Annotated in this window: 6 protein-coding genes; 1 reads left to right on the top strand and 5 read right to left on the bottom strand. The window is 43.0% G+C overall.

Annotation, left to right across the window (positions count from 1 at the left end):
* Positions 1-85 precede the first annotated feature (85 nt).
* Positions 86-811, top strand: coding sequence for a helix-turn-helix transcriptional regulator (locus RDS42_RS11315; protein ID WP_308783761.1), 726 nt, complete (start codon positions 86-88; stop codon positions 809-811).
* Between the two features lie 102 nt (positions 812-913).
* Here the strand turns inward: RDS42_RS11315 and RDS42_RS11310 are convergent, their stop codons facing one another.
* From RDS42_RS11310 to RDS42_RS11290, 5 genes are all read right to left on the bottom strand, one after another.
* A complete protein-coding gene (locus RDS42_RS11310; protein ID WP_308783760.1) occupies positions 914-1,819 on the bottom strand; it encodes a MerR family transcriptional regulator in 906 nt (301 codons plus the stop codon).
* A gap of 166 nt (positions 1,820-1,985) precedes the next feature.
* A complete protein-coding gene (locus tag RDS42_RS11305) occupies positions 1,986-3,461 on the bottom strand; it encodes a hypothetical protein (protein WP_308783759.1) in 1,476 nt (491 codons plus the stop codon).
* Positions 3,458-3,943, bottom strand: a complete 486-nt coding sequence (locus tag RDS42_RS11300) for a sigma-70 family RNA polymerase sigma factor (protein ID WP_308783758.1) — start codon at positions 3,941-3,943, stop codon at positions 3,458-3,460. The genes RDS42_RS11305 and RDS42_RS11300 overlap by 4 nt, the downstream gene beginning before the upstream one ends.
* Positions 3,944-4,093: 150 nt before the next feature.
* Positions 4,094-5,200, bottom strand: coding sequence for a DUF4179 domain-containing protein (locus tag RDS42_RS11295; RefSeq protein ID WP_308783757.1), 1,107 nt, complete (start codon positions 5,198-5,200; stop codon positions 4,094-4,096).
* Positions 5,201-5,214: 14 nt separating this feature from the next.
* The gene (locus tag RDS42_RS11290) at positions 5,215-5,730 is read right to left on the bottom strand and encodes an RNA polymerase sigma factor (RefSeq protein WP_308783756.1); all 516 of its coding nucleotides are present in this window, start codon (positions 5,728-5,730) and stop codon (positions 5,215-5,217) included.
* Between the last annotated feature and the right edge of the window lie 475 nt (positions 5,731-6,205).

Raw genomic sequence — 6,205 nt, 5'->3', positions numbered from 1 at the left:
ATTTAGACACATTTCTGTATATTATAGATTTTTTAGCTGTTAAAACACAGACAATGTATATTTTTACGAAACAAGGTGAATAAAATTGAGCCAGATCAGTAAACATATTGGAGAACGAATACGCAATCACAGAAAAAATCAGGGCATGACTCTTCAGCAGCTGGCCGACCTGATACACAAAAGCCGTGCCACCTTAAGCAAATATGAAACAGGCGAGATTACCCTGGACATAGACACTCTCTATGATATAGCAGACGCACTGAATGTTAATATCAATCAGCTTATGGAACAGCAGCCAAAACGACCTGCTGTTTTTCCCGTTCCCGATCAAAAACTGAAAAGTCCTTTTTATCAGGCCCGTAAGCTCTATTTCTATTTTTATGATGGAAGGTATAATCGCCTGAAGGACGGAGTGATCCATATCCATCAAAGCGAGGACGGCAGCCAGTATGAAGCCTCTCTGTCTATCAGCGCCGTAACTCCTACCGGGCGGAGCAGTGAGATCTACTATACAGGCAAGGTCGTCTACAGTGATATGCTGATCCGTTTTTCTTTCGTAAATCAGTACAACAGCCTGGAGGAAGATCTTCTTTATATTTTCAATCCTCTGGAGCTTCGTGATTTTACAGAGGGACTTCTCTGCGGCATTTCCAGCGCTGATCTGATGCCCTGCGCTTTTAAATGTCTGGTAACCCTGACTCCACAGCCCCCTACAGATGAACTGAAGCAGCATCTCCTCTTTACCTCCAAGGAGCTTCGCCGCTGGAAAAAATTAAATATGCTTATTGTAGACAACAAAGGCTGCCGGTAATCCGTTTACCAACAGCCTTCTGACATTCTCATATCTTCTGTTTCTGATACTGCCCATTTACACAGGGCTCGGTCCGCCCTCAAATTTTACGGTACATCCACGTTATCTCGGTCCGTCCATATTCCGGTAAAGAAGATAAAAATGCACGAATTCTGAGATTCCCAGAATAACGATCAGGATTAAAAGGATCATGCCTTCTTTTGTGGTAAAAAACTCTGAAAGAGAAAGTCCTCCTGTACCGCCCATCATAAGAAAAATCAGAAAAATAAATCCCAGTGCAGGAAGAGAATGATACAAAATCTTTACCCAACGGCGGCGTTTTGGCTCCATCTCTGTCTCATACAATTCCGGATGGATCATTTCACAATGGATCACGGCTACCGGTACCCGATAGGCCCGTCCATAATTTCGTTCTGCCCGGTACTCCACTCCGTCGATTTCAAACTCCGGATACATTCCTTCCTTTGTGATCACCAGATTCAAATCCTTTTCTTTTGCATATGCCAGAAGCGCATTTGTAAATTCCCGGGGATTGGTCACCGCATCATCCGGTATAAAAGTAAAGACCCTCTGCGCCTCTTCCCGTGCGATCTTTTTGTAATCCTCCACCCAACGGGTAAAATATCCGTCTCTGGAAGTATTCTTTTCCATTTGTTCCAGGCAGCTGTCTATATCCAGCTCCTTCAGAGTCATTTTCTCTTTCCCCATCTGCTCACAGAAGCTGATGGCAGACTGTAGCTTCTTTGCCTGCACCTCCAGCCTGACTTTCTGCATATCTAAGGCATCTCCCATAGCTAGATCTCCCTTAAGAATCAGACGGATCTGTTCAATAGGCATGTCCAGCATCCTCAGCATACGAATGGTCTTTAATATCCGGATATCCTCTTCTCCATATTCTCTGTAGGAATTGATCCGATTCCTTTTTGGACTGATCAGTCCCTGTTTTTCATAATAGCGGATATTCTGACCGGAAATACCGCTGAGAGTTTCCGCTTCTTTAATATTCATAATACTTACTGCGCTCCTTTCGCATCTGATCTTTGTGTTTCTGATGGCGCCATTTTTTCAATCACTGTGATTTTATGGCTTCATTATAAGGGTTGTAGTAAGTATAAAGTCAAGTATTTTCCTGAAAAATATGCAAAACTTAAGGTTACTGAAAACGAATCGTTCCCTATTGTCGGATATCCACCAGTCCGGTTTCTCTTACCGTCTCTGTAAATTCCCAGCAGGAACCTTCCCCGGAAAGATTCAGAAATGCCTTAGAAAGATCCGGCTCGTTTACAATCCATGCCATATCCACCTGCACCTCTTCTCCTGCTTTCAGCACAGGAATATAATTTCCGCCGTTTCCATATTCGTCGTGAATACTGTAGTAAGCCATCTCTGTACTGGAGGCCACGCCGTCTCCCTTTACAAAATCATACTCGACGCCATCTTTTTGGAAATTTCCGGTCTCCATATCCCTGACAGAATACGTTCCGTCCTTCTGCTCTATCAGCATCAGACTTCCAAGATACAGCATATGATAAACAGGAGTTTCTGTTGGGTTTTTGTAGGTGACAGTCACATAGAGCAGCTTCTGATCTATAGTTTCCGTTTTTACCACCTGATCCAGGGTTTCCACACCATCTCCTCTTTTTATATACGACAGGTTATTAACTGCAAGTTTTCCATCGCTTCCCAGTGCTTCCTTCCATCCGTCCGGAAGTGCTGCTCCATCCAGAAGACTGAGATCGTCAGAAACCTGTACAGAATCTACCCTCATCTGTACTTCATCCAGTTCCAGATATTCTCCGTTTTCTGTTTCACCTGTTACTCTCTGTTCCAGCCATTCCCCCGGTTTTACTACAGGAAGCTCGTTCTCTGCTATGGAAGTCTCCAAAGGCTCCGCCTCTTCCGTTTCCGGCGAAACGTATTCACTCCAGGAATACAGGTTTTCTGTTTTCTCCATTTCACCTGTTTTCACAAAAGAAAGATTTTCTGCAAATTTTACCGCATCTTCTTTTGTCACATCATCTCCGATGTTCATGATGACAACCTGATATTCCTCCGGGCACAGAAGATAGATTACCTGGTTAAAAGTTTTATCCTGCTCCAGATCCTGAAATCTCAGGTAAATTCCCTCTCTGCTGCCAAAAGTTCTTTTCTCACTTTCTATTACTCCTGTTTCCGTAAGAATCTGATCCGTGTCATCACTGTCCAGAAGTACCGTTCCTATGGAAATCCCTCCCTGATCCGGTGTTTCTGAGTAAAAAAGCCTTGTTTTTCCAGAAGCATCATCTGCCCATTCCATTCCTTCCGGAATATACCCAGTCTGGATCTTCACCTGTGGGATTTCATCTGGAACTATAAGGGAAGCGGAGGCTTTTTCCATAGTTATCCCCGCAGAAATCCCATATTTCCCCTGTTTTTCCACATACATGGTGTATAACTGATATCCTGCGTAAGCCACTGTGGAAAATCCAAGAGCGCACAGAGCCGCCACAGCAGCCGCACGAGCAGGGCTCCATTTTCTTTTTTTCCGGAGAGTTCTTATGCTGACTGCCGTATCCTTTTTTCCAAGTTGGTTTTCTACCTCCTCCACCATCATCCTGTGGATAAAATCAGGAGTCTCAGGCAGCTCTTTTTTAATCTCTTCCAGTCTCATATGGGTACCTCCATTTGCGTAAGTCTGTCCCTTAGCTGCATCCGCGCCCGAAAAAGCCGTTTCTGTACCGCCCCTTCTGTAATTTCCAGAATCTGTGCGATTTCCCTGATACTGAAATCCTCTCCATAATACAGGATCACCGGAATCCGAAGCTCCTCCTTTAGAGAGTTCACAGCTGAATAAAGATCACTGTAATCCCTTTTCTCCTCTGCTTCCCCAGATGAAAATTCCTTTATTTCCTCCATGGAAACATATCGGCTTTCCCGGCGGAGCAGGCTGTAGCACTCGTTAATCAGTATCCGCATCAGCCAGGTTTTTGCATACTTCTCCTGTATTAACGTATCTATCTTCTGAAACGCCTTTACAATAGCTTCCTGAATCGCGTCCCCACAGTCCTGGTCGTTGTGCAGAATTGTTTTTGCAGTAAGGTACATTTGGCGTTCTGATTCCAGAATCAGCCTGCCAAGATTTTCTTTTGTCAATTCTCTGCTCCTTTCCTTACCGGCCGGTAATGTGTTTCTGTATATTAGACGCTGCTGATTCAGAAATATCCCCGGATCCTTATGATTTTATAAAATTTGCGGAAGTGATCTCTCCCTGATTTCCAAATGAAAGTACCCGTTTTTCTGTTTTTATCTTACTGTAAGCCAGGAATCTACGTTTCCAAAATGTACTGCCTCCAGCTTGTCTACATCGATCACCTGTGCAAAGCTTTCAGAAATTTTTACAACCCCTTTTTCTTCAATCCACTGTTCTTCGCCGCCGCCAATGCCGCCGCCGGATTCATAATCCATTTTTACAACCGTACCGTCCTGATAGCGAATCTGGTCTATATGCGCTCTTCCTGTAAGATCCATACCGTAATCATCACCATTATACTCGAACCGGTTTCTTTCATCCTCGTATACCTTCATAGCTTCCTCGTAATCCAGATAAAGAGTATATTTTAAAGGAGAAATTTCCATGGCATCTACTGTAATCTCATATCCTCCAAAATCACATTTCCTGTTTACATCCAGTTTCGTCATGGACAAAATATCATCCAGTGTCCATTCAAATTTCCAGACGCCTTCCGCCACTACTTTTCCATTCTCTGCCTTATCTCCTCCCTGGGTCAGATTCTTCAGCTCCATCTGAACAGTTTTACCGCTGAGGTCATAGTCACCATTATATGACAAAGAAACTTCATAATACTGTAAGTGTGGAGAAATATCCGATATTCCCTCAGGATACGCCAGTCCGGCCCCTGCTCCACGGCTTCCCAGTTCATCCATATCATATGTGGAGGTTCCGTCAATTTTAATATTCAGACCATCCTCAAAGGATGTGGTATCATCCATAAAAATACTGTCGTATGTTTCTATTTTAAACAGCGCATACAGAAGATTCTGATCCTGAACTGTATTTACAAGCGTGATAGTCACTCCATTCTGTGTCTGGGACTGACCGATTCCTTTGATATATCCCTGATTTGCCAGAGACTCCTGCTGTTCTTTTGATGGATTCAGCCTTTTCTTTAACACATCGTTCCACTGAAAAAGCTCCCCTGCCACAATGGTAGTGACTGCAAGACTGCATAATATGGCCGCTGCGGCAAGTATCCGTATCATCATTTTTCTGCTGTTCTTTTTATGATGAATGACTTTCTTATTTTCAATCTGCTCTAATGTTTCCTCGAATTTCATATGAAATTCTTCCGGTACTTCCGGCGCTGCTTTTTTCCAGTTATGATCTGACATAATTGCTCCTCCTTCTACCGTAACTGCATCTTAGTTCCTGCTGCTTTTATCAAGGAACGGCTTCTCTCTTCTGTAAGCTGTTCCTTCAAAAGAGCTCTTGCCCGTGAAAGTCTGCTTTTGATGGTTCCTTCCTGCATATGCAGGATTTCTGCGATCTCCTTTTGGGAAAAACCTTCTATATAATACAGCGTTACCAGAATCCTCAGCTCTTCCGGAAGACTCAGGATAGCCATATACAAATGCGTATATTTTTTATTTTCTGCCGCATCTGAATTTTCCATATATTCCTCATAGGAGATCACACATTTCCTTTTGCGCAGAATCCCATTGCACTCGTTGATCAGTATCCGCGTGATCCAGGTTCGGAAAAACTGATCCTGTTTCAAAGTATGCAGTTTTTCATAAGCTTTCAGAAGCGTTTCCTGTACGGCATCTGCACAGTCTGAATCATTTTTCAGAATAGACTTTGCCACATGGTACAGCATGGATTCTGACTGCCGTATTTCTCTGATAAATACATCTCTTGTCATTGTTGGTTGTCTCCTTCTGTCCGACCGGAGTAATTTGCGCGCGTTTGCTTCTTTTATTTTACACTAATTAGATGCAGGCAGGGGGGATTTGGTTCTGGAATTAGATAGAAAATTTATTTCCACGCAACAGAAAAACCCCGGAAACCTTACGGTTCCGGGGTAATCTTACGTTTGGACACAATAAGCATTACTGCTCTAATCTATATTAAGATTTAATTACTCGATGATGGTAGCAACACGGCCTGATCCTACAGTACGTCCACCTTCACGATACTTTAATATCATTTTACCTCATATTTTTTATGGTTTTCTCTCCAAAATACAGTGAAAAACGACTGATTTGTACTATTTATTTTTATTTGCCTGATTTCTTGGCACCGTTTTGGCACCGGAAGCCTCAGTCAAAAAGCTTCTCTTCTGCTGTTTATACTCTTCTCTATCAGCTTTAATTTATAGCCAAAAAGCAGCCAGTTTT

The sequence above is a fragment of the uncultured Blautia sp. genome (assembly GCF_902497045.1).
Lineage (GTDB): Bacteria > Bacillota > Clostridia > Lachnospirales > Lachnospiraceae > Blautia_A.
This window is presented reverse-complemented; position numbering and strand designations above follow the sequence as displayed.

Bases quoted from the DNA above. Each gene is read 5' to 3' on its own strand.
- RDS42_RS11310 (WP_308783760.1), bottom strand. From the start codon at position 1,819: ATGAATATTAAAGAAGCGGAAACTCTCAGCGGTATTTCCGGTCAGAAT.
- RDS42_RS11305 (WP_308783759.1), bottom strand. From the start codon at position 3,461: ATGAGACTGGAAGAGATTAAAAAAGAGCTGCCTGAGACTCCTGATTTT.
- RDS42_RS11295 (WP_308783757.1), bottom strand. From the start codon at position 5,200: ATGTCAGATCATAACTGGAAAAAAGCAGCGCCGGAAGTACCGGAAGAA.
- RDS42_RS11290 (WP_308783756.1), bottom strand. From the start codon at position 5,730: ATGACAAGAGATGTATTTATCAGAGAAATACGGCAGTCAGAATCCATG.